This window comes from Lacibacter cauensis (assembly GCF_007830055.1).
GTDB classification, from domain to species: Bacteria; Bacteroidota; Bacteroidia; order Chitinophagales; family Chitinophagaceae; genus Lacibacter; species Lacibacter cauensis.
The window spans coordinates 576,883-598,658 of the sequence record NZ_VLLE01000002.1 but is presented as its reverse complement, the minus strand read 5'-3'; the positions used below and the strand labels follow the sequence as shown (position 1 = coordinate 598,658).

Annotated in this window: 19 protein-coding genes; 12 read left to right on the top strand and 7 right to left on the bottom strand. The window is 41.7% G+C overall.

Features of this window, described 5'->3' with window-relative positions:
• The first annotated feature begins 14 nt into the window (after positions 1-14).
• The 5 genes from IQ13_RS02535 (at position 15) to panB (ending at position 5,418) form a co-directional block, all read left to right on the top strand.
• A complete protein-coding gene (locus IQ13_RS02535) occupies positions 15-1,052 on the top strand; it encodes a lysylphosphatidylglycerol synthase transmembrane domain-containing protein (protein WP_144884182.1) in 1,038 nt (345 codons plus the stop codon).
• Positions 1,015-1,506, top strand: coding sequence for a D-glycero-beta-D-manno-heptose 1-phosphate adenylyltransferase (gene rfaE2, locus IQ13_RS02530; protein WP_144884180.1), 492 nt, complete (start codon positions 1,015-1,017; stop codon positions 1,504-1,506). Before IQ13_RS02535 ends, rfaE2 begins: the two co-directional genes overlap by 38 nt.
• Positions 1,507-1,576: 70 nt before the next feature.
• Positions 1,577-3,676, top strand: coding sequence for a polyphosphate kinase 1 (gene ppk1, locus IQ13_RS02525; RefSeq protein WP_144884178.1), 2,100 nt, complete (start codon positions 1,577-1,579; stop codon positions 3,674-3,676).
• Entirely contained in the window at positions 3,657-4,568 is a 912-nt protein-coding gene (locus tag IQ13_RS02520) for a Ppx/GppA phosphatase family protein (RefSeq protein WP_144884176.1), read from the top strand. Before ppk1 ends, IQ13_RS02520 begins: the two co-directional genes overlap by 20 nt.
• A 34-nt stretch (positions 4,569-4,602) precedes the next feature.
• Positions 4,603-5,418 carry a 3-methyl-2-oxobutanoate hydroxymethyltransferase gene (gene panB, locus IQ13_RS02515; RefSeq protein ID WP_144884174.1) on the top strand — a complete coding sequence of 272 codons (816 nt, stop codon included), beginning with the start codon at positions 4,603-4,605 and terminating at the stop codon, positions 5,416-5,418.
• Between the two features lie 48 nt (positions 5,419-5,466).
• On the opposite strand, the gene IQ13_RS02510 is transcribed toward panB, so the two are convergent.
• From IQ13_RS02510 to IQ13_RS02500, 3 genes are all read right to left on the bottom strand, one after another.
• Positions 5,467-6,657, bottom strand: coding sequence for a pyridoxal phosphate-dependent aminotransferase (locus IQ13_RS02510; RefSeq protein ID WP_144884172.1), 1,191 nt, complete (start codon positions 6,655-6,657; stop codon positions 5,467-5,469).
• 62 nt (positions 6,658-6,719) lie between these two features.
• Complete coding sequence (locus IQ13_RS02505; protein ID WP_144884170.1) at positions 6,720-7,454, bottom strand: DUF4397 domain-containing protein; 735 nt, start codon at positions 7,452-7,454, stop codon at positions 6,720-6,722.
• A gap of 28 nt (positions 7,455-7,482) precedes the next feature.
• On the bottom strand, positions 7,483-8,745 hold the full coding sequence (locus IQ13_RS02500) for a serine hydrolase (protein WP_144885033.1): 1,263 nt from the start codon (positions 8,743-8,745) through the stop codon (positions 7,483-7,485).
• Between the two features lie 140 nt (positions 8,746-8,885).
• Here IQ13_RS02500 and secDF point away from each other — a divergent pair, with 140 nt between their 5' ends.
• Complete coding sequence (secDF, locus tag IQ13_RS02495) at positions 8,886-11,900, top strand: protein translocase subunit SecDF (RefSeq protein ID WP_144884168.1); 3,015 nt, start codon at positions 8,886-8,888, stop codon at positions 11,898-11,900.
• 58 nt (positions 11,901-11,958) lie between these two features.
• Here secDF and IQ13_RS02490 read toward each other — a convergent pair whose 3' ends face one another.
• Positions 11,959-12,864: a hypothetical protein gene (locus IQ13_RS02490; protein ID WP_144884166.1), complete on the bottom strand. Its 906-nt coding sequence runs from the start codon at positions 12,862-12,864 to the stop codon at positions 11,959-11,961.
• A gap of 137 nt (positions 12,865-13,001) precedes the next feature.
• Positions 13,002-13,340: a HesB/IscA family protein gene (locus tag IQ13_RS02485; protein ID WP_144884164.1), complete on the bottom strand. Its 339-nt coding sequence runs from the start codon at positions 13,338-13,340 to the stop codon at positions 13,002-13,004.
• A 106-nt stretch (positions 13,341-13,446) separates the two neighbouring features.
• Here IQ13_RS02485 and IQ13_RS02480 point away from each other — a divergent pair, with 106 nt between their 5' ends.
• The 5 genes from IQ13_RS02480 to IQ13_RS02460 all read left to right on the top strand — a co-directional run bounded on the left by IQ13_RS02480 (position 13,447) and on the right by IQ13_RS02460 (position 19,079).
• Positions 13,447-14,025, top strand: a complete 579-nt coding sequence (locus tag IQ13_RS02480; protein ID WP_144884162.1) for a DUF7935 family protein — start codon at positions 13,447-13,449, stop codon at positions 14,023-14,025.
• A 23-nt stretch (positions 14,026-14,048) separates the two neighbouring features.
• The gene (locus IQ13_RS02475; protein ID WP_144884160.1) at positions 14,049-15,596 is read left to right on the top strand and encodes an acyl-CoA mutase large subunit family protein; all 1,548 of its coding nucleotides are present in this window, start codon (positions 14,049-14,051) and stop codon (positions 15,594-15,596) included.
• A gap of 86 nt (positions 15,597-15,682) precedes the next feature.
• A complete protein-coding gene (locus IQ13_RS02470; protein WP_144884159.1) occupies positions 15,683-16,126 on the top strand; it encodes a pyridoxamine 5'-phosphate oxidase family protein in 444 nt (147 codons plus the stop codon).
• Positions 16,127-16,251: 125 nt separating this feature from the next.
• Complete coding sequence (locus IQ13_RS02465) at positions 16,252-17,766, top strand: serine hydrolase (RefSeq protein WP_144884157.1); 1,515 nt, start codon at positions 16,252-16,254, stop codon at positions 17,764-17,766.
• 26 nt (positions 17,767-17,792) lie between these two features.
• The gene (locus tag IQ13_RS02460; RefSeq protein WP_144884155.1) at positions 17,793-19,079 is read left to right on the top strand and encodes an amidohydrolase; all 1,287 of its coding nucleotides are present in this window, start codon (positions 17,793-17,795) and stop codon (positions 19,077-19,079) included.
• A 94-nt stretch (positions 19,080-19,173) separates the two neighbouring features.
• Here IQ13_RS02460 and IQ13_RS02455 read toward each other — a convergent pair whose 3' ends face one another.
• Together IQ13_RS02455 and IQ13_RS02450 are read right to left on the bottom strand one after the other, a co-directional pair.
• Positions 19,174-19,896 (bottom strand): LytR/AlgR family response regulator transcription factor, encoded by a 723-nt coding sequence (locus IQ13_RS02455; RefSeq protein WP_242009461.1) that lies wholly within the window; start codon positions 19,894-19,896, stop codon positions 19,174-19,176.
• The gene (locus IQ13_RS02450; RefSeq protein ID WP_144884153.1) at positions 19,893-20,918 is read right to left on the bottom strand and encodes a sensor histidine kinase; all 1,026 of its coding nucleotides are present in this window, start codon (positions 20,916-20,918) and stop codon (positions 19,893-19,895) included. Before IQ13_RS02450 ends, IQ13_RS02455 begins: the two co-directional genes overlap by 4 nt.
• Positions 20,919-21,087: 169 nt before the next feature.
• Here IQ13_RS02450 and IQ13_RS02445 point away from each other — a divergent pair, with 169 nt between their 5' ends.
• Positions 21,088-21,735, top strand: coding sequence for a dioxygenase family protein (locus tag IQ13_RS02445; RefSeq protein ID WP_144884151.1), 648 nt, complete (start codon positions 21,088-21,090; stop codon positions 21,733-21,735).
• Positions 21,736-21,776: the final 41 nt, after the last annotated feature.

The following is a 21,776-nucleotide window of genomic DNA, read 5'->3' as shown; positions in this document are numbered from 1 at the left end:
GAGTATCCGCATTTATGCTGAAGAAACGAATCATCCTGGCAGCGCAATTCCTTTTTTTTCTGGGACTTGGTTTGTTTCTGGTATGGTGGATGGCCAGAGGTATTGATGATAAAGGCTGGCAGCAGATCCGCACTTCATTAAAGCAAGCCAACTACTGGCTGTTTCTGCCTGTATTTGCTATGCTGTTATTAAGCCATTATATCCGGGCTTTGCGCTGGAAAATATTGATGGAACCTTTGGGGTACAAACCCGGCACCTTCAATGTATTTAATGCAGTAATGATCGGCTATCTTGCCAATCTTGCCTTTCCACGTTTAGGCGAAGTACTCAAGTGTACCTTACTAGCCCGCTATGAAAAAGTAGCTCCCGATAAACTCGTGGGCACCATTGTAGCAGAACGTGCGATTGATCTGGTGTGTTTAATTACAGCTTTTGTAATTACGATTTTATTACAGATCGATACCGTTGGTTCGTTTGCATTATCACTTTTACAAAACACCTTTAACGGTGGAGGCAAAGAGTTTTCCTGGCTGCGTACCGGAATGATCTTAGGCATTATCGTTTCATTTGTATTTGTAACCTACTGGCTGTTTAAACGGTTCAGCCATATCCGCATCATTGAACGTATCAAAAACGTTGTGAAAGGTATCTGGCATGGATTGAACAGTGTACGTTACATCAAGCAACGCCGTTTATTCATCATTCACACCATCCTCATCTGGAGTTTGTATTTCTTCAGTAGCCGTGTTGGATTTTATGCCATGGAAGAAGTGGCCCACCTTGGCACAAGGGAAGCATTTTCCATTCTCTCGTTTGGCAGTGTGGGAATGATTGCTACGCAGGGAGGTATAGGTGCTTACCAGTTTATTGTGCAGGAAATTTTAATGCTGTATGGCTTATCCGAAATAACCGGTTTTACATTTGGCTGGATCTTGTGGATAGCCCAGACACTGGTTATTTTATTAGGCGGCCTCATCTGCTTTATCCTCTTACCGATCATTAATCGCAAAAGCAATGAAATCAGTCAAACACATTCAACAGAAAATACATAACCAGTACCAGCTGCAACAGGAGCTGATGCGTTGGCGAAAGTTTGGTAAAACTGTAGCATTCACCAACGGCTGCTTTGATATTCTCCATGCCGGTCATATCCACTCACTCATGCAGGCTGCATCCTTTGCAGATGTACTGGTGGTGGGCCTCAACAGCGATGCTTCCACCAAACGGTTAAAAGGAGAAAACCGGCCTGTAAACAACGAGCAGAACAGGGCGCTTGTGCTTGCATCGTTAGTTATGGTTGATGCTGTTGTGTTGTTTGATGAAGATACCCCCTTCAACCTTATTACTACTGTTATGCCCGATGTACTGGTGAAAGGCGGCGATTATACGGTTGATACCATTGTTGGTGCTAAAGAAGTAATGGCCAACGGTGGTAAAATAGAAATAATTCCGTTGGTGGAAGGTTTATCAACAACCTCACTGTTACATAAAATTGAAGCATTATAAGTTTTCGCAAAAACTTAATGTTAGAACAATTTGTGGCTGCGTAATTTTAGGGTAAGTATTCCCGGTAGTTATGGCATCAGAAAAACGTAAGACGATTGTTCGAGATATCAGCTGGCTTTCTTTTAACGCCAGGGTGTTACAGGAAGCCAATGACCCTTCGGTTCCGCTTCGTGAACGTGTTCGCTTTCTCGGTATTTTTTCCAACAACATGGATGAGTTTTTCCGTGTGCGTGTAGCCACATTAAAACGCATGTCGGAGTTTGGAGAAAAGGTCAAAGGCAAAATGCATCTTGAAAAAAATCCGCAACAGATTCTGGAGCAGATACAGGAAGTTGTTTTGCAGCAACAGAATGAATTCAATCGTATCTGGAACCAGGTGCAGCAGGAGCTGAAGAAAGAAAAAATATTCCTGGTAACAGAAAAGCAATTGAGCCGTGAACAGAAAAAGTTTGTAGAAACTTTTTTTGATGAGGAAGTACGGCAGGAAGTGATACCGTTAATGATTGAGAGCAACCCGCAAACACCTTACCTGCGGGAACGTTCGCTGTACCTCGCAGTTGCCATGAGTACAAAAAGTACTGCTTACAAAAAGAAGTATGCGTTAATTGAAATACCGGCAAAGTATAAACGCCGTTTTGTAAAACTCCCCTCACCTGCCGGCCAGCACCACATCATCCTGATGGAAGATGTGATCCGTCACTGCCTGCCGAAAATCTTTTCATTTCTTGGATTTAATGAATACAGCGCTCACATTATCAAAGTAACTAAAGATGCAGAGATCGATCTGGATGCCGATGTAAGCACATCACTTATTCAGAAAATAGAAAAAGGTTTAAAAAACAGGCGCAAAGGAAAACCAGTTCGCTTTATTTATGATAAAGAAATTGATGCTGGTTTGCTGGAGTACCTCATCCGTCGTTTAAACCTCACCCGGAGAGATGCGATCATCCCCGGTGGAAGAATTCACAACTTTCGTCACTTCATGGATTTTCCCGGCGATGTGTTTAAAACAAAACAGGAACGGAAAAAACCTTTCCTCCATCCACAGTTACAGAAAACGATTCGTGTTACCGACGAAATCATTAAACAGGATATGCTGTTGCATTTCCCCTATCATTCGTTTGATGCAGTTATTGAGTTGTTGCGTGAAGCAGCAATGGATCCTGATGTAAAAGAAATTAAGATTACAGCTTACCGGCTTGCTGAGAATTCAAAAATAATTAATGCTCTCATCAATGCTGCACGCAATGGCAAACTGGTAACGGTAATGCTGGAGCTACGTGCCCGGTTTGATGAAGAAGCTAACCTGGAGTGGAAAGAAAAACTGGAAGAAGAAGGTGTGCGGGTATTAATTGGCGTACCCAACATGAAAGTGCATGCCAAGCTTTGCATCATAAAAAAACGCATCAAAAACAAAACCATCCAGTATGGCTTTGTCAGCACAGGAAATTTAAACGAAAACACATCCAAAGTATATGGCGATCATTGCCTGTTAACATCGAACAGGAAAATTATGGCCGATATTAACCGCATCTTCTCTTACCTCGAACATCCGGTTATAAGTCGCCTCAAATTCTTACGTCAATGCAAAACACTGGTTGTTTGCCCTACTGGCATGCGGCAGCGGTTCATGCATCATATCACTACGGAAATCAATAACGCTAAAAAAGGATTACCTGCCTCCATTATTTTAAAAATGAACAGTTTTAGTGATGCCATACTCATTGAAAAACTGTATGAAGCTGCAAGACATGGCGTAGAAATAAAATTAATTGTAAGAGGCATCTTTTGCATGCTTACCGAAAGCAGTAAATACAAAGCAAAGCCTTATGCAATCAGTATTGTCGATCAGTATCTCGAACACAGCCGGGTGTTGATATTTCACAATAATGGCAAAGAGAAAGTTTATCTATCTTCGGCAGACTGGATGATACGCAACCTCGATCATCGGATAGAAGCGGCGGTAGAAATTACCGGCAAAGCCCTAAAAGATGAACTGAAAGAATGCATCAACATCCAGTTAAAAGATAACGTAAAAGCGAGGATACTGGATAACCAACTGCAGAATGTATACGTGAACCGAAAAGGGAAAAAAATACGTTCGCAGGTGGAAATCTACAACTTCCTGCATCAAAAAATTCTGAAGCAAGTTGAAACTGGCAGCAATTGATATTGGAAGTAATGCGGCACGCTTACTGATTACCGAAGTAGAAGAAAACGGCAAAGGCACTCCTCTCTTCAACAAACTAAATCTTGTACGTGTACCGCTGCGTTTGGGTTTTGATGTGTTTGAAACAGGCGATATTTCGAAAATCAAAATCAATAAAGTAGTTGAAACCATTAAGGCATATAAACACCTGCTCAATATTTACGAAGTACAATACTTAAAGGCATGTGCCACTTCTGCCATGCGTGATGCAAAAAATGCCGGCGACATTATCCGTAAAGTAAAAATGGAAACAGGTATTGAAATTCGTGTAATCAGCGGCGACGAAGAAGCTTCGTTTATTTACGAAAATCATATTGCAGAGAACCTGGCAAAAGATCACTCCTATTTATACATTGATGTAGGTGGCGGCAGTACCGAACTTACTTTTTTTAATGATGGCAAGCTGGTATTCAAGGAATCGTTTAATATTGGTACCATCCGTTTGCTGAAAGGTTTGGTAAACGAAAGTCATTGGGATGAGATGAAGAATTATATAAAACTTGGAACCAAAGGCAAGAGCGATATTATTGCAATTGGTTCGGGCGGCAACATCAACAAAGTTTTTTCACTCTCCAAGAAAAAAGAGGGCAAACCTTTATCGCTTGAACTTTTAAGAGACTATCATAAAGAACTCAGCAGTTTTACACTGGCAGAACGTATGAAACAGTACAAGCTGCGTGAAGATCGTGCTGATGTTATTCTTCCTGCCTTACAGATTTATGTAAATGTTATGCGCTGGGCAAATATTGAAGAGATTTATGTACCAAAGATTGGCTTAGCCGATGGCTTGGTGCATATGCTGTATGATGAGGTGAAAAATAAAAAGCTGCACGCATCTACAGTTGTGTTGTAATTTCATTTCCCAATTACCAAATTTCAAAATTCTCATGTCTGTTAATAAAGAAGTAAAGCGCATTACTACCCATACGCTGCAGAAAATGAAATCGAACGGTGAAAAGATCTCGATGATCACGGCTTACGATTTTTCCTTTGCACGCATTTTTGATGCAGCCGGTATTGATGTAATTCTTGTAGGCGACAGTGCCAGTAATGTCATGGCCGGGCACGAAACCACCCTGCCGATTACACTTGATCAAATGATCTACCATGCACAGTCGGTATTAAGAGGCATTCACCGTTGCCTGGTGGTGGTGGATTTGCCATTTGGTACTTATCAATCCAACTCAGACATTGCACTTGCTTCTGCTATCCGTATTATGAAGGAAACAGGTGCACACGCCATTAAACTGGAAGGTGGCGAAGAAGCTGTTGAATCGATTAAACGGATTGTGCATGCAGGCATTCCGGTAATGGGACATTTAGGTTTAACACCGCAATCCATTTATAAATTCGGCACCTATACTGTTCGTGCAAAAGAAGAAGAGGAAGCCAATAAGCTGAAAAAAGATGCACTGTTGTTACAGGAAGCCGGTTGCTTTGCCACGGTGCTGGAAAAAATTCCGGCAATACTTGCCAAAGAAGTAAGTGAAAGTCTGCACATTCCAACGATTGGTATTGGTGCAGGTAATGCATGCGACGGACAGGTATTGGTCATGCACGATATGCTGGGCATTAATACGGAATTCAAACCTCGTTTTCTGCGTCAATACCTTAATCTACATGAACAAATTACCGGTGCAGTACAACAATATATTGGCGATGTAAAGAGTGGTGATTTTCCGAATGAACATGAATCTTATTAAAATAAAAAAGGGAGCAACTGCTCCCTTTTTCTTTATATGCTCATCAGCTTAGTTCAATTTAGCTAATGCAGTTTTGATGCGCTTGTACGCCTCTTCAATTTTTTCCAGACTGTTGGCAAATGATAAACGAATACAATCCGGTGTACCAAATGCACGACCTGTAACGGTAGATACGTGTGCTACGTTCAGCAAATACATACAAAGATCATCTGCATCATTAATGGTTGTTGTACCATCGCTTTTGCCAAAGTATGCACTTACTTGTGGAAATACGTAAAACGCTCCATCGGGTTCCGCTAATTTCCAACCGGGAATTTCGCTCACTAATTCCAGTACACGTTTTTTACGACGTTCGAATTCTTTGGTCATTTCCAATGTAGGTGTTTGATCACCTACCAATGCATCAATTGTTGCACGTTGTGTAACAGCATTGGTACCGCTGGTAAACTGACCTTGTAATTTTTCGCAACCTTTCGCTACATCCACATTAGCAGCAATATAACCTAAACGGTAACCAGTCATGGCGTAACCTTTACTTAAACCGTTTACAATAATTACCTGGTTTTTAATAGCATCGAATTGTGCAATGCTTTCATGCTTGCCAACAAAATTGATGTATTCGTAGATCTCATCAGAAATGATGAAGATATCAGGATACTTCGCAAACACATCTGCAAGACTCTTTAATTCATCATAGTTATAAACAGAACCTGAAGGATTACAAGGAGATGAAAACAGAAATACTTTTGTTTTAGGCGTAATGGCTGCTTCCAGTTCGGCTGCAGAAATTTTGTACTTGTTTTCCATCTTCGTTGTAAGGATTACAGGAACACCGCCTGCAATTTTCACCAACTCAGAATACGTAACCCAGAACGGAGCAGGAATAATTACTTCATCGCCTGCATCAACTGTTGCAAGAATAACGTTGGCCAGACTTTGCTTGGCACCTGTTGATAAAACGATATTCTCGGGTTTGTAATCAAGATTGTTATCACGCTTCAGCTTTGTACAAACCGCTTCACGTACATCGAGGTAACCGGCTACAGGCGTATAGTGACTGTAGTTATCATCAACTGCTTTCTTAGCAGCAGCTTTGATGTGGTCCGGTGTATCGAAATCCGGTTCGCCGAGGCTTAAATCAATTACATCTACACCTTGTGCTCTTAACTCACGGCCGAGTTTGGCCATTTTTAACGTCTCAGGTTCGCTGAACCTGCTCAACAGGGATGAAAGTTTCATTTTATTGTATGTGATTTGTAGGAAAGTTTTGCGCAAGTTACCGCATCTGCAGCTATTGCTTGTTAGTTATGTTTGATAACTGAAAGAGAAAGTGAATCGGCATCTTTTTTCGCTGCATATCCTTTTACCAGGAACGAATAAACACCACCCTTTGCCAACTGCAACTGGTATTGTTTGACAATAGTACCGGTGCTTTTGTTTTGCAGCTTGATGAAAACGGCTGTATCGGCATAAAAATTCTGAAACAGAGCTGCGGTAGTTAAGTCACTTGCAGATGCTCTTCCTCCATAAGGTCGTTCGGCAATCAACACAGAGTCTTGAAGCGGATTGCTTGGTTTAGTGGTAAGCAAGACCAATGTATCTGTATCCGGACTTGCATGCACCAAACGGATTTTCGAGCGCTTGCCTAAACCTGATGTGTCCAGGACATCTGTAAGAAAAAAGTATTTGAGCTTAGCACTCGCAGCTGTGTCGCAAATGAACAATGAATACCTGCTGCCGGTGTTGCTGTAAAACCAACTTGCAAGTTGTGTATTGCCCAATCGTAAACGGTAATCGCTAAAACCGCTGTCGAGATTAAGATAAGTCGCATTACTGCTTAACCCGGTTATATAACTGAAACTGCCCACCGGTTTTAAGTTCTGCAGTAATTCAATACTACCCGAGCCTGCAGAAGCATTCACTACAAATACCTGCATCTGTGTACCCGGTACCACATCTTTTTTGCAGGAGTACAATAAACTGAATGTTATTAACAGCAACAATAACTGCACAAATCGTTTCCGGTCTTTTTTCATACTTGTTATGTTCATCGAACCTGCAAAGTTATTGATCGTAGTTTACTCTAAACGCAGAAAGATCAGGCTGCTGTTTCCGCTTTCGTTTTATTTCGTAAGCGTAAATCGCCTGCCCAAGTTTTTCCATAAAAGGCAACCCTACTGTTTCATAATCGTATTTGTCGTCGTTCAAAATGCCATCACTGTTACAGTAAATGGTTGCACTGAGCATAAACTCCACCTTCTTTTCAAAATCAACAATGTATGCCACATCCGTTAAGAAACCGTACGACCATCCCACCTTGTTAAAACTGCGGATATGCTTTGGGAGCTTTTCATTTTTTTTCGTCCCGAATAATAGAAACTTGCAGTAGGCATCGTAAAAATGCGCACTGTCGTATTCCGGATAAGTTGTTTCAGCAGGAAATTGACTCATGTACTGATACAGGAACTTGTAATCCTCTGCTTTAAAATTAAACCGCTCCTTTTCGGACACAGCCTGTGGGAACATGACACTGCGTAAGATCTTATGCAGATCGTAGAGGTAGATATTGTTTTTGCGGCTGAAATCCATTGGCTCATTCACCAGTTTATTTTCATCGTTGAGGTAACCCTTACCCAAAAAATCGTGCCGTTGACGATAAACCAGATTACTGTTTTGCAAGGGCTGCTCGTAAACTGTTTTACCGGCAGTATCTAAAAAACGTACGGGGTTGGTGATACGATGGAGGCTTTCGGGCATGGCAATAGCCAAACGACGAATAATCTCCGCATCAGGATATCCTTTTGCTTTTAACTGATCGTGCAGGTATTGCTGCCCCAGAAATTCGTACAGTCGGTTATTGGCATCGTTATCACTCACCAGAAATATTTTTTTCACGTAATGAGCCAGCGTTGGCCGGCCATCGGGTGTTGTAGGATCGTTGTACACAGCTGAAAGTCCCTCCTGCCCTTTTTCCGTAATCATGGTTGCGTTCAAAGGAATACCCAGCTTATTTGCTTTTTCCATGGCAAGGAAAGCAACAGGCATTTTAACCGTAGAAGCGGGATAAAAATAAACGCCGGGATTTGTATTGAAGAAATAGTCGGTAAAATGAGGGCGGTTTTGCTTATCTCTGTCAATCCGGGTGTACACAATCTGTACCCGCATCGAATCACGGTTGGCCAGAACCGCAGCAAAATCGTCAGGATTTGCCTGCATCAGCTTTTCGAGGAAATTGTCGTTGGCAGCCACTGTTTTGGACGGTTTACAGGCATAAAACAATCCTATTGCAACCAAAAGAAGACCACCGGAGAACACCGTTTTGAACATCTTCAAAAATAAGACTTAAACCTTAACCTCAAAACCTGCCCGGAGTGGTGGATAACAGTGATTTTGAGGCTGTTCTCTTTCGCATTGAAACCCCTATCTTTGCCCTCCTTAAAAAAAAGAACCCAAATTATTAATCTACTATGGCACTGAAAGGTTTGGTAAGGTTTTTTGCGATTGTTTTGATCATCATCTCTGTTTGGCAACTGAGCTACACTTGGATTGTGAACAATTTTGAGAAAACACAAAAAGCCAGAGCTGAGAAATTTGTAAAGAACAATTTTGGTACTGCTTCCAAAGAAACAAAGGACTCTGCAGTGAACGCTGTTTACCGCAGATACATTGACAGCTTAAAGGAAAAAGTAATTCTGAATGTTCCTTTGATCTATCCCAATTTAACGTATCAAAAAGCAGTTGAGCAGGAATTAAATCTTGGTCTCGATCTTCAAGGTGGTATGAACGTAACACTGGAGGTTGGACTCGATGGCTTGATCCGTTCAATGAGTAACAATCCAAAAGACGCAACACTTAACAACGCCCTTGCAAGTGCTACGCAAAGAAAAGAAACCAGCGATGCTGATTTTGTTACACTCTTTGGCGAAGAATACAGTAAGGCAACAGGTAACGGCCGTTTAGCTCCGTTGTTTGCAGGTGGTAAAAATAAATCAATTAAGATTGATGCCAGCAACAATGCTGTATTAGACGCCATTCATGTTGAAGCACGTGATGCGATTAAGCGTACTTACGATCGCTTAATGGCACGTATCGACCAGTTTGGAGTAGCACAGCCGAATGTAAGCTACGATGACAACAAAGGTATCATCAACGTAGAACTGGCGGGTATCGATGATCCTGTTCGTGTACGTAAGTTCTTACAGGCAACTGCCAACCTCGAATTCTGGGAAACATACAGCAACCAGGATCCTGTTGTAGCACAAAGTCTGCAACAAATGGATGCAAAAGTAAAAGCATACTTAAGCGGCACCAGCGATACAACGAAAGTTGACAGCAACGGTGTTGCCATTAAGGATACAGCAAAAGCTGCTGTTGCGGGCGACCAGCCGGTAACTGCACTTATCAGCCAGCAGGTAGCAGGTACACCACAAGGTTACAGCTCTGCTACAATCGGTTTAATCCGTTTGGCTGATACAGCAACATTCTCAAGCTATGTCAACCTCGATGTAGTAAAGGCTTCTATTCCTTCTACCATGCGTTTCATGTTTGGTGCAAAACCAACCGGTAAAAATGCACGTGGCGAAAGCTTACTTGAAGTATATGTGATTAAGACTGTACCCGGTACAGATCAACCAAAACTGTCTGGTGAATTTATTACCGATGCACGCCAGGACTTCGATCAACGTAACAACGAAGTACAGGTGCAAATGGAAATGAACAGTAAAGGTGCCGGCATCTGGGAAAAAATGACCGGCGATGCATTCAGCAACAAATATGCAATTGCTATTGCGCTCGATAACTACGTTTACTCTGCACCCGGTGTTAACAATGGTGCAATCAGTGGCGGTATATCACAAATCAGCGGCAACTTCACTATCCAGGAAGCACAGGATTTGGCAAGTGTATTACGCACCGGTAAATTACCTGCTCCTGCACGCATCGTTGCAGAACAGGTAGTTGGTCCAACACTTGGTGCTGAAGCGGTGAAAGGCGGTTCAATGTCGTTCATCATTTCGTTTGCGGTAATCTTCATCTTAATGTTGATCTACTATAACACAGGTGGCTGGGTTGCAAATATTGCGTTGATCTTAAACCTCCTCTTTACCATAGGCGTATTAAGCGCATTTGGTGCAACATTAACTGCAGCAGGTATTGCAGGTTTGGTGTTAACCATTGGTATGGCGGTAGATACGAACGTAATCATCTTTGAACGTATTAAGGAAGAGTTAACCAAAGGCAAGAGCTACCAGATGGCTGTTGAAGATGGTTACAAGCGGTCACTGGCGCCTGTATTGGATGCACACGTTACAACACTTTTAACTGCACTCATCCTGTTATACTTCGGTTTAGGTCCTGTAAAAGGTTTCGCAACAACACAAATCATCGGTATCCTGTTGAGCTTGTTCTGCGGTATCCTTGTATCACGCCTCATTACCGATTTCTGGACAAACAAAAAACGTCACTTCGAATACTTTACAGCCGTTTCCCGCCGCATCTTTAAACATGCTGCTTACAAATTCATCGAGTATCGTAAAATCGCTTACGGCATTTCATTGGTTGTATTGTTACTCGGTATTGCGGCAATCTTTAATGGGTTCGACTACGGTGTTGAATTCCGTGGTGGTCGCAGCTACACTGTTAAGTTCGATCGTGAAATGAATAACGAAGAAGTTGCAAACGCTTTAAATAAAGAGTTTGGCAAATTCCCGATTATTAAAACAGTTGGCAACAGCAAACAACTGAATATTACAACTGATTACCTGATTGAAAAACCAGGTCAGGAAGTAGATGCACAGGTTGAAGCAAAACTGTTCGAAGGTTTGAAATCGTTCCTGCCTTCAGGTATTACCTATGCGCAATTTGATGCACAGTATAAACAAAGCTCACAAACAGTACAAGCTACCATTTCGGATGATTTGAAGAAAGGTGCATTATGGGCAACCATCCTCGGTTTGCTTGCAATTACCCTGTACATTTTTGTTCGCTTCCGTGATTACCGCTATTCAGTTGGTACCATCATTGCCCTGATGCACGACGTATTGGTAACATTGATCGTATTCTCCTTCTTCCGCAACATTGTACCGTTCCCGCTCGAAATCGATCAGCACTTTATTGCAGCGATTCTTACGGTAATCGGTTTCTCCATGAACGATACCGTAATTGTATTTGACCGTGTGCGTGAATACAGTGCCAAAATGTTTGGACAGAGCAAAGCAACGATCCTTAACAAAGCGATCAACGATACCCTGGCCCGTACCATTATGACATCATTAACCGTGTTCCTCACGTTGCTTATCCTCTTTATCTTTGGTGGTGAGGTAACAAGAGGCTTCGCATTTGCAATGTTGATTGGTGTTGTAACAGGTACTTACTCATCAATTTTCGTAGCAGCACCAATCCTGATGGATTTTGCAAAAGACAAACCATTAGGTGAGCCTGAAAAAGATAAAACGCTTGCAAAAGCAAGACATAGCATCAGCTAATTTCACTGTTGCAAAAAAAATCCCCGATCAGCTGATCGGGGATTTTTTTGCGTTACACTTAACGGTAACCATACCAATACCGCTCATTTTTATCAAATAGCCAGTACACACCATTTGCATATGAGAAATTAAAATAAGTTTCTATTGTAAAATCAGCCGGTATGCTGATAGTCTGTTTCATGTAACCGGTTTTTATATCGTACAATTCAACTTGTTTCTTGGCCACATTCAGCAATCCTATCTCTGCCCCTTTTGTTCCGGTGTAGATCAATGAGCGGACGTTATACGACTTTTCAAAATCAGTAACAGAAAGCTGCGTATCATCGGCAGCGCTTGTGGCACCAAAATGCAGCTGTATGGTTTTACGTTTATCGGAACCATCGGTATTGTAACACACTACATTTAAACCGGAAAGAAACAGCACTTCATTGTCGTTTGTATTTAAAACACCTGCACTATTGGCATCGGGCTGGTTTAAGCCTTCCTTTTTAACGTTTGCTTTTTCAGGAATATCGTTTTTATTCAAATCATAAGAAAACCAGCCGTAATCATTATAGCCATTGCCTTCTATTTGTTTGGTCTTGGGGTTGTACCAAAGTCCACGCACATCAATCATGGTTGTTTGCTCATCGTTTGAAACAATCTTTCCGTCTTCATCAAAAATCACCAACGGAAAATTCATATTACCCGCCTGAGCAGCATAATACTTTTTGGTTTTGGGATGATATACAACCGATGCTGCATTCGCCCCACCTGCTGGGATTTTTATTTTAAAAACCTGCGATACGGTTGTTGTGTTGTTTTTGCCGTTTTTACCATTGTTACCGTTGTTATTTGTTTTCTTTTCTTCCGCAGATGCTTCACTACCCATAAGAGCAGAAACTGCAGCGGGTTTCTTTTTTTGGGCAACGCCGGCTGTACATATACTCAACAGCAAGGCTGCTGATAAAAGCTTATACTTCATACGTAAAATTTTACAGCTAATTACCAACATCTATCCTAGGCAGCAATACCCTCGGCATGGTATTTTACACAGTGCTTTCTGCAAACAAAAACTGCGGCCAATGGCCGCAGCTGAATAATTATTGTTACTGTATTGCATTATACTGCAAAGCTGGTACCACAGCCACAAGTTTTGCTGGCATTAGGATTGGTGAAAGTAAAACCACGGTTGTTTAAGCCGTTATCCCAGTTTATTTCCATACCAAACAAATACATGCCATGGCTTTTCTCCATGATGCAGGAAATGCCTTCAATAACATACAGTTCGTCGTTATCTTTTTTCTCATCAAACTCCAGCACATAGCTTAAGCCGGAGCAACCACCACCCTTTACACCAACACGCAGGTATTTGCCTTCGGCCTGCTGTGTATACAAACGCTGCAATTCTTCAATGGCAGATGCCGTAAATGTTACCGGAGCCTGGTTAATTGTTTCCATACATTTTGTTTTTGCGAAATTACAACCGAAACACGCAACAACCATCAATCTCAACAGCAACTTGTTTTCTGCTGCAAACACCTATTTTTGTTGCAACTCTATTAGTATGGAACCTATTTATTATTATGTTTTTGGCGCAGCTGCAGTTGTATTTATTGCTTTAGCTGTTTATTTACGCATTAAAGGGAAAAAAGAATTACTGGAAGAACGCAAACGTGAAGCGCTTGAACAGGAAGCTTTAAAGCAGCAGCAGGCAATACGTGCACAGCAACCAAAAGCACAAGCTGCTAACCCGGAAATGATCCGGTTACAATTACAAGCCTATGAGCGTATGACAATCCTTTGCGAACGTATTGGCCTTACCAACCTCCTGGGCCGTTTACCCGTTAACCAGCTTTCGGCAACCGAATTGCAAAACCTGATGGTACAAAGCATCAAAACAGAATTTGAATATAATGTGAGCCAGCAATTGTATGTTTCGCAGGCGGCATGGGATGGGATTAAAAACCTGAAAGAACAAAACATTTTTATCGTTAACGAACTGGCATCCACACTGGCCCCAAATGCTACAGGTGCTGATTTGAGTAAAAAGATTGTGGAATTACTTTCGCATGACGACCATGTATCGCTGCAGAATATTGTAAGCTCACTCATTAATCATGAAGCAAAACAGCTCATGAACTGATAACGCATTTAACGATTCTTGCTATGGATGAAAAGAAAGTATACACCGACTCCGGTATTGAAGTAAAACCACTTTATACTGGTTCCGGAGATGCGGAATTACCGGGACAGTTTCCCTTTACACGTGGCGTACAGCCCGATATGTACCGGGGTAAACTGTGGACCATGCGCCAGTACGCCGGTTTTTCTACAGCCGAAGAAAGTAATAAACGCTACCACTATTTATTATCACAGGGTGTAAACGGATTAAGTGTTGCTTTTGATTTGCCTACACAAATCGGTTACGATAGCGATCACGCATTGGCCGAAGGTGAAGTGGGTAAAGTTGGCGTTGCTATTGACAGTATTGAAGACATGAAAACACTGTTCAACGGCATTAAACTGGAAGATGTTTCTACTTCCATGACCATTAATGCCACAGGTTTTATTCTCCTCTCCTTTTATGTGGCGCTGACCAAACAACAGGGTGCCGATCTGAAAAAGATCTCCGGCACGATTCAAAACGATATTCTGAAAGAATACGCTGCCAGAGGCACTTATATCTATCCGCCAAAACCAAGCATGCGCATCATTACCGATATTTTCGAATGGTGCAGTAAGGAGTTGCCTAAGTGGAATACCATTTCTATCAGCGGCTATCATATTCGTGAAGCCGGAAGCACAGCTGTACAGGAAATTGCGTTTACACTTGCTAACGGTAAGGCCTACGTGAAAGCAGCATTGGAAAAAGGATTAGACATTAATGTGTTTGGCAAACGCCTCTCCTTCTTCTTTAATTCGCACAATAACCTGTTTGAAGAAGCAGCGAAATTTCGTGCAGCACGCCGTATGTGGGCGCAGATGATGAAAGAGCTGGGCGCAACCGATCCCAAAGCAATGATGCTCCGCTTTCATACACAAACAGGCGGCAGCACCTTAACCGCACAACAACCGCTCAATAATATTTCCAGAGTCACCATACAAACATTGGCAGCAGTTTTGGGTGGTACGCAATCGCTCCATACCAACGGGTACGATGAAGCGCTGAGCTTACCCACCGAAGAAGCTGCACGTATTGCATTGCGTACACAACAGATTGTTGCTTTTGAAAGCGGTGCACCCGATACCGTTGATCCATTGGCGGGCAGTTATTATGTAGAGGCGCTCACCAATGAAATTGAACAGAAAGCATGGGATTTGATTGCGAAGATTGATGTAATGGGCGGCAGCGTAAGTGCTATTGAAGAAGGTTTCATACAGGATGAAATTGCACGGAGTGCGTACGAATACCAACGCAATATTGAAAACGGATCGAAGATTATTGTGGGCGTAAACAAATTTCAAGTACAGGAAGAAAACACAACACCGGTATTTAAAATTGATGACAGCATTCGTGCCATTCAAACCGAAAAACTTCGTCAGTTGAAAAACGATCGGGATCCGGGCAAAGTAGATCAATGCCTGCAGGAAATCAACGACCGTGCAGCCAGTGGCGAAAACCTGATGCCGGCTGTTATTACTGCCGTTGAAAATAAATGTACACTGGGTGAAATTTCGGATGAATTACGGGCGGTGTTTGGCGAGTACAAGTAACAGCTTATTACAATCAGTTGATCACCTAATAAAGGTTAGCCGGCTTGTTTGTATATTCATGCAACTTTAGAAAAACAAATTTCAATATGAGCACATCTACCAACTCACCTGCAATGCCCGAACAGATCGCTTCTTTCCTGGAAGAACAATCTGTTGTTACGATTGCAACATCCATCGACAATCAACCTTATTGTGCATCTTGTTATTTTGCATTTGTGCCCGGCGATAATCTGCTGGCATTTAAAAGCGACAGCGATACAAGACATGTTGAAGAAGCATTGCAAAACAATTTGGTGGGCGGTACTGTGTTGCCCGATAAAATTACACAGGCAAAACCTAAAGGTGTACAGTTTACAGGTGTTTTTAGCAAAGCAGAAGGCAGCGTAGGCGATAAAGCAAAGAAAGCTTATTTACGAAAATATCCTGTAGCCGGTATTTTCCGTGGCGATATCTGGGTGATTGAATTGAGCAAAATCAAGTTTACCGATAATACATTGGTATTTGGAAAGAAAACCTTGTGGGAACGATAACCTGAATACTTTTTCATACAAAGCGGCTTCAGATTGAAGCCGCTTTTTTATTTACTTACTAATGAAAAACACAACAAACAGTTCGCTTTTCATTTTTCTGTATCTTCCTCAAAAGAAAGCTTTCAATGAAATACTTATTTGCAGCACTGCTTTTAATTGCTACTTCTGCTTATGCCCAACAGCCTCCTGCTTTTATTACCGACAGTCTTGAGAAATACATTGAACGTGGCATGAAAGACTGGAATATTCCCGGCCTTGCCATTACCATTGTTAAAGATGGCAAGATTGTTTTCATAAAAGGTTACGGTGTGCGTGAAGTTGGTAAGCCGGAGAAAGTAGATGCAAACACTTTGTTCATCATAGCATCGAACTCCAAGTTGTTTACGGGTACAAGTCTTGCATTAGCAGAGAAAGAAAAGAAATTATCGCTCGATGATAAGGTAACAAAATACATCCCTTGGTTTCGATTGTACGATTCAACATCCACACAACTGGCAACAGTGAAAGACATGTTGTGCCATCGTTTAGGCACCAAAACTTTCCAGGGCGATTTTACTTTCTGGAACAGTAATCTGCCGAAAGATTCCATCATCTGGAAAATGCGTTTGCTGAAACCCGAAGGTGAGTTTCGTCAGAACTATGGTTACTGCAACTCGGGCTTTTTAGTAGCCGGTGAAATTTTGCAAAAAACCACGGGCAAAACATGGGAGCAATATGTGCAGGAACGCATCTTAAATCCGGTTGGCATGACCAACACCTTCATGAATACAGCTGGCATGGGCAGCAAACCAAATGTTGCGGTACCCTACTCCAACTCATTCGGTCCGTTAAGTCGCTTGCCTTATGATGAAATTGATAATCTTGGTCCCGCAACAAGTATGGTGAGTTGTGTAAACGATCTCAGCAAATGGTTACTGTTTCAATTAGACAGCGGCAAAATAAACGGCCAGACTGTTATACCATGGGATGTGCTGCAAAAAACAAGAGACGGAAATATTTTAACAGGCACACGCAAATCGCCGTACTATCCTTCGCATTTCCGTGCGTATGGCCTTGGTGAATTTATGACTGACTATAACGGAAGACAAGTGTACTGGCATACCGGTGGTGCATTTGGTTTTGTAACCAATGTGTGTTTTATACCGGAAGAGAAACTCGGCATCAGTATTTTAACCAACAACGATAACCAGAACTTTTTTGAAGCATTGCGTTACCAGATTATGGATGCATACCTCGGTGTTCCTTACACCGACAGAAGTAAATTTCAAATGCAGTTTCATGCACAGGATCAAGCCATGACCGATTCGAAAATTCAAGGATGGGAAATACGTGCAAAGAAAAAACCGGAATTACCTGTTAGTGCCGACGCATTTGTTGGCACTTACTATAACCATGTATATGGCAATATGCAGATTGTAAAAGAGAATGGTGAGTTAACTGTTCTGCTCAGCCATCATCCGAAATTAAAAGGCAAACTGGAATACATCGATAATAAAAATTTCCTGCTTACATGGAATCATGCATCTTACGGAAAGTTTGCAGTGCCGTTTGAATTACGCAACGGAAAAGTAAATGCCATTGAAATAAAAGCATCGGATTTTGTAGAGTATGATGGTTATGTGTTTTTAAAGAGAAACTAAACTGAAATTTTAATACGTAAACAAGCATGAGAAAATTAATTCCACTATTTGGATTGCTGTTGTTCAGCATCGGCTCCAACGCACAAAACGTGCAGCAGTTGATTGATCAGAAGGCAAAAGCCATTTTGCCGAAAGTAATTGAATGGCGCAGACATATTCACCAAAACCCCGAGTTGGGCAACCGTGAATTTAAAACGATGGAATACATTGCTGCGCATTTAAAAAGTCTTGGACTGGAAGTAACAACCGGCGTTGCAAAAACGGGCATCGTTGCTTTACTCAAAGGTGGTAAGCCCGGCCCTGTTGTTGCATTGCGTGCAGATATTGATGCATTGCCAATTAAAGAACGTGTTGAGTTGCCGTTCAAATCAACCGTAATGGCCGATTACCTCGGCACTCAGGTTCCTGTAATGCATGCCTGCGGGCATGATACACATATTGCCATGCTGATGGGCACTGCAGAAGTATTGGCAAGCATGAAAAAAGATGTACCCGGCACGGTGAAATTTATTTTTCAACCTGCTGAAGAAGGACCGCCCGGTACAGAAGAAGGCGGTGCTCCGTTAATGGTAAAAGAAGGTGTAATGGATAATCCGAAAGTAGATGCCATCTTCGGTATTCATATTGATGCGGATGTGGAAATTGGAAAAATCCAATACAAAAGCGGCTCGTTTATGGCCAGCAGCGATTGGTTTACTGTTACGGTAAAAGGTAAAGGTGCGCATGGTTCTACACCATGGCTGGGTGTTGATCCGATTGCTATTTCTGCGCAAATCATTAACGGATATCAAACAATTGTAAGCCGCAGTGCCGATTTAACGAAAGCACCTGTTGTAATTACCGTTGGTAAATTCAATGGTGGTGTGCGTGAAAATATTATTCCTGAAACGGTAAGCTTCAGCGGTACGATTCGCACACTGGACAGTAAAATGCAAAAAGATGTTTGGGAAAGAATGAAAACGATGGCCGCTAAAATTGCTGAAGCAAATGGTGCAGTTGCTGAAGTAGAAATCACCAATAAAACATTGGTGACGTACAATACACCTGCACTTGTTTCCATGATGTTGCCTTCGTTGCAAAATGCAGCAGGCAAAGAAAATGTAATTGAAGGTGTATGGAGTACAGGTGCAGAAGATTTTTCGTTCTTTGGCGAGAAGGCACCTGCGTTTTTCTTTAATGTAGGTGGTATGCGCAAAGGCGGTCCTGCAACCAATCATCACACACCCGATTTTTATATCGACGACAGCATGCTCGATGTGGGTGTAAAAGCCTTTTGCAACATTGTGTTTGATTATGGGAAAGTGAAGAAGTAAACAGCAATAGAAACACGGATTGAACTGATTAAAGCGGATGAATACAGATTTCTTCTGTGTTCATCCGTTTTATTTTTGTTAGCTGCGGATTTATCTAGCGTTTTAAAAATTTATTCTTCAGTAACTGTTCCAGCACGTCTTCTTTTTCGCTGCGGCTGATGGGGATACGATGTTGAGCAATGCGTATTTCGTTGCCTTCAATCGCATCAATCTTTGCCGCATTTACAATAAATGACTTGTGTGTTTTGATGAATTGAACTGCAGGCAAATATTCCTCCACCGATTTCATAGTGAGATAACTGATGTATTTTTTCTCAGCCGTATAAATGCACACATAGTTCTGCAGCGCTTCTACAAACTGTACATCGTTAAACGCAATGCGTACAAACTGGTTATCGGCTTTAATATAAAAATCACTTTGCTGAGTTGTATGATCTGCCGTTTTGTTTTGCTGCCGCAGTTCGTAATACTCTTTTGCCTTCATCGAGGCCTTTAAAAACCGATCGAATGAAATGGGTTTCACCAGATAATCCAATGCATTCAGTTCAAAACCATCTAATGCATATTGCGGATAAGCAGTGGTAAAAATTACCGGCGGCGCATGCTGCAGCGATTTAAAGAAATCAATGCCGGTGATTTTGGGCATTTGTATATCGAGCAACAGCAACTGCACTTCGCCTTTGCTGATAAGATCAGCCGCCTTTAACGGATGATCGAACTCACCCACCAGCTGCAGAAAATCTACATCAGCCACATATTCCTTTATGCCTTTACGGGCAAGTGGCTCATCATCGATAATAACAACATTGATCATCATGATACGTGCAGTTGAAGATGAACAGTATAAAATTCTGCCCCATTTTGGATATGCAGCTTGTATTTGCCGGGATACAATAATTCCAGCCGGCGCTGTACATTCTGTAAGCCGATGCCGCCATTTTTATCGGCCGTAATTACTTCTTCCTTTGAATTCTCCACAACAAAATCCAATATATCTTTTTCTTTCGACAGATTGATTTTTACAGAATTGATTTCATGGCTGTGATGCGAAATATGTTTGAATGCATTTTCTACAAACGACACTAACAGCAAAGGCTCAATTGTAAATCCTTTTACATCCGTAGCAACAGAAAAGTTTACAAGATATTTTTCATCTTTCCGGAGTTTCTGCAACGCTACATAATCGTTCAGAAAAGTAATTTCTTTTTCAATCGGTATTTTATCATCTGCTGCTTCGTACAACTGGTACCGCAGCATATCCGAAAATTTGTGCAGCGCTTCCCTTGCTTCCTGGTTTTCTTTATCAATTAAAAAATAAACAGTATTGATTGAATTAAATAGAAAATGCGGATTAATCTGCGATTTCAGAAAACTCAATTCTGCTTCTGCTTTTTCTTTTGCCATATCGACCATTTTTGTTTGCATGACTGTGTAATCAAACATGAGTTTAAACGCAGCACCACCCAGTACAAGGAAAAAATGTGGAATCACATTATCATACACTCGTCCTTTCCAGTTACCGGAAAAGTCGAGCAACGCAGGATTATTGGTAACATGACCGATGATTTTCATCTTTACATAACTGCTCAAGAGAATCATACCAATCAATATCACCGCAAATAATACATACTGCTTTTTGTACAGCAGTTTCGGAATAAGCAGGTAATTGGTGAGGTACACCAATGCAGCCAGATCAATTACCTTTATGAGCGTTACTTTAAACGCTGTAGCAGGCAATGCATAATCTTCATAGCGAAACATAAACCAGGTGCCGAATACCAGCATCCAGATGATGAGATGATGAAGATTGTATTTGAGAAAAAATTTAGCGTTGTGCATACCTCAAAATAAATGTACAAAATTGGCCTGTTAAAAAGGATTACAGCAGTTATTGCTTTTAATTGACGAAATGCAGAACTGCAGTTGGTCAAGCAGCAAATGCAGGTGATGTAAATTAATTGAACAGCTTTACCAGTTGTGCAACATTTGTTCAGAAAACGAATGCAACATGAACCATTTTCTTGCCGCTGTTTTTTCGTTGGTATTACTTTCGCCGCTTCTCTCCTGCGCACAGGTACAAAAGAAAAACCCGGAAGAGATAAAGACCGGTGGCCCATGCGAAGGATGCGAAGCCATCTACGAAAGTGCGGTGCCGTTTGAAAAACTGGAGCCAATGGTTTGGTTACCCGATTGGAATTTACCCGGACGAAAACTGGCAGTAAGCGGCACCGTATACAAAGCGGATGGAAAAACACCGGCAGAGGGTGTGATCATTTATGTTTATCACACCGACCAAACAGGTGTTTACCCAACCAAAGGCGATGAAACCGGCTGGGCCAAACGACACGGTTATTTGCGTGGCTGGATGAAGACCGATAAAAATGGGTTTTACAAATTCTTTACGTTGCGTCCGGGATCATATCCCAACAGTAAGAATCCGGCACACATTCATATCATCATTAAAGAACCGGGTAAACAGGAATACTGGATCGATGATTTTGTATTCGACGATGATCCTTTTCTTACAGCAGAAGAACGAAGCCATTTGCAGAACCGTGGGGGCAGCGGTCTTCTTAAACATAAGCCCGCCGGAAGCATGGTCAAAGCTGATCGAAATATTTACCTGGGAAAAAATATTCCGGGTTATCCGTTGTAAAAGAGATTAGCCATTAAACCTTATAACATATACCTTATTCC